Source organism: Parafannyhessea sp. (genome assembly GCF_051876455.1).
Taxonomy (GTDB): domain Bacteria; phylum Actinomycetota; class Coriobacteriia; order Coriobacteriales; family Atopobiaceae; genus Parafannyhessea.
In genome coordinates this window covers 1-2,067 of sequence record NZ_JBJEHW010000168.1, presented here as the reverse complement: position 1 = coordinate 2,067, position 2,067 = coordinate 1, and the positions used below count along the sequence as shown (strand labels likewise).

The window sequence follows — 2,067 nt, the reverse complement described above, 5'->3', positions numbered from 1 at the left end:
GCGCCTCCGTGCTCCCGTACGGCGTCCTTCCCTACAAGGACCTCGTTGCGGCTCCCAAGCCCGCCACGATCACCGTCTTCGAGGCAATGGCTCCCGGCTGGGGCGGTGCCTTCATTTCTTGGGCAATCATCATCTCCGTCTGCGGTTCCTGGCTTTCCTTCACGATGCTTCCCGCAGAGTGCACCTCGATGATGGCTGACCACGGCCTGCTGCCCAAGTCCTGGGACGAGCGCAACGCAGCCAACGCCCCTCAGATGTCGCTGCTCATCGTCGGCGTCCTGACCGAGGTCTTCATCATCATCGCCACCTTCGCGGCCGACGCCTACACCTTCGCGATTTCGATGTGCACCGTCACCATCGTTATCACCTGGGCCTTTGCTGCTGCCTACCAGGTCAAGTACAGCGCCGAGAACCACGAGGGCGGGCAGCTCGTCTGCGGCCTGCTTGCGCTTATCTTCCAGGTCGTCGGTGTCCTCTTCACCGGTTGGGGCTTCCTGCTTCTTGCCTGCCTGGGCTACATCCCCGGCATGTACTTCTACGTCAAGGCTCGCAAGGAGAACGGCGCCTCCGTCACCAAGGGCGAGTGGGCTGTCTTTGCCGTCCTGACCATCCTGGGCATCATCTCCATCCCTCTGACGGCCGTTGGCATCATCCCGGTCTTCTAATTCAGGGGAAATAGGTTAGCTTGGGGCAGGGTCCGTGGTGGTCCCTGCCCCTTTTCTACCAAAGGAGTCGAAATGAACAACCCCATCAAGCTCATCGGCTGCGAGGACTGGCTCAACGTATACGAGAAGAGTGCCAAGTGGGACATCGCCCAGTCCACTTTCGCGTCCTTCACCATGGACGAGCTCATGAGCCTCGACGACGAGGGCGGCGCAACGTTCTACGAGAGCCTCAATCGCGAGGTCATGAACTACGGGTGGATCGAGGGGTCGCCCGAGTTCAAGGACGAGGTCGCAAAGCTTTACCGCAAGTCCGTGAGTCCCACGAGGATCCTGCAGACGAACGGCTGCACCGGTGCCAACCTCAATGCCATGCACGTGCTCATCGAGCCGGGCGATCACGTCGTGGCTGAGTGGCCGACCTACACGCCGCTGTACGAGGTGCCGCGCCAGCTCGGTGCGGACGTTGACTACTGGGAGCTCGAGGAGGGACTCGGCTGGAAGCCCGACATCGAGAAGCTCAAGAAGCTCGTGAAGCCTAACACGAAGCTCATCTGCATCAACAACGCATCCAATCCCGTTGGCTGCGTGCTCGACAAGGAGACGCTCGAGCAGATTGCGGAGATCGCGCGCTCGGTCGGGGCCTACGTGCTCTCCGACGAGGTGTACATGCCGATGGACAACACCGACCAGTACTGGTCCATGGCCGACGTGTACGAGAAGGCCATCGTCACGAACTCCATCAGCAAGACCTACTCGACCCCTGGTGCGCGCATCGGTTGGGTGCTTACGGACGAGGAAATCGCCCAGCGCATCCGCGTCTATCGTGACTACTCCATGATTTGTGCAGGCGTCTTCAACGACATACTGGCAACGTACGTCCTGAGGAACCGCGAGGCGATTCTCAAGCGCAACCGCGACATCTGCCACACCAACCACGACATCGTGGCGGAGTGGGTAAAGGGACAGCCGCGTGCCAAGTGGAACGACCCCAAGGGCGTTTCGGTGTCGTACCTGCAACTTGACATCCCCGAGTCCGACGAGGAGTTCTGCAAGAGGATCCTCAGCGAGAGGGGAGTGCTGCTCGTTCCCGGAACCCGCTTCGAGCTGCCAAACGGCGCAAGGCTTGGTTACTGCTGCCACGAGGACGTCCTGAGGAAGGGGCTGTCGCTCCTGGGAGACGCGCTCGCGGAGTATGACGCTTAGCTTGCTCTGAATCACGACAAAATAGATATTGATGAAGCGGATATGCAGAAAACATATCCGCTTTTTATTACGCAACAAACAAATTGGTAAAAATTGTCAAATATTTCAAATCTCGAACAGGGTCCTGAGCTTGCATTTTGCGCTGCAAGCTTTCGTTAGTCTCGGCAAACGTAGAGTTCTTGCCCGCAGACGGCAGTTT

2 protein-coding genes are annotated in these 2,067 nt (G+C 59.0%); both read left to right on the top strand.

Translation table 11 applies throughout. The annotated features are described in order from the left end of the window. Nucleotides 1-665 (top strand): amino acid permease (locus ACI38Z_RS07480; protein ID WP_439789565.1); only part of this gene is annotated, 665 nt, incomplete at its 5' end. 72 nt (nt 666-737) lie between these two features. Beyond that, complete coding sequence (locus tag ACI38Z_RS07475) at nt 738-1,868, top strand: aminotransferase (protein ID WP_439789564.1); 1,131 nt, start codon at nt 738-740, stop codon at nt 1,866-1,868. The last annotated feature ends 199 nt before the right edge of the window (nt 1,869-2,067 follow it).

Bases quoted from the DNA above. Each gene is read 5' to 3' on its own strand.
- ACI38Z_RS07475 (WP_439789564.1), top strand. From the start codon at position 738: ATGAACAACCCCATCAAGCTCATCGGCTGCGAGGACTGGCTCAACGTA.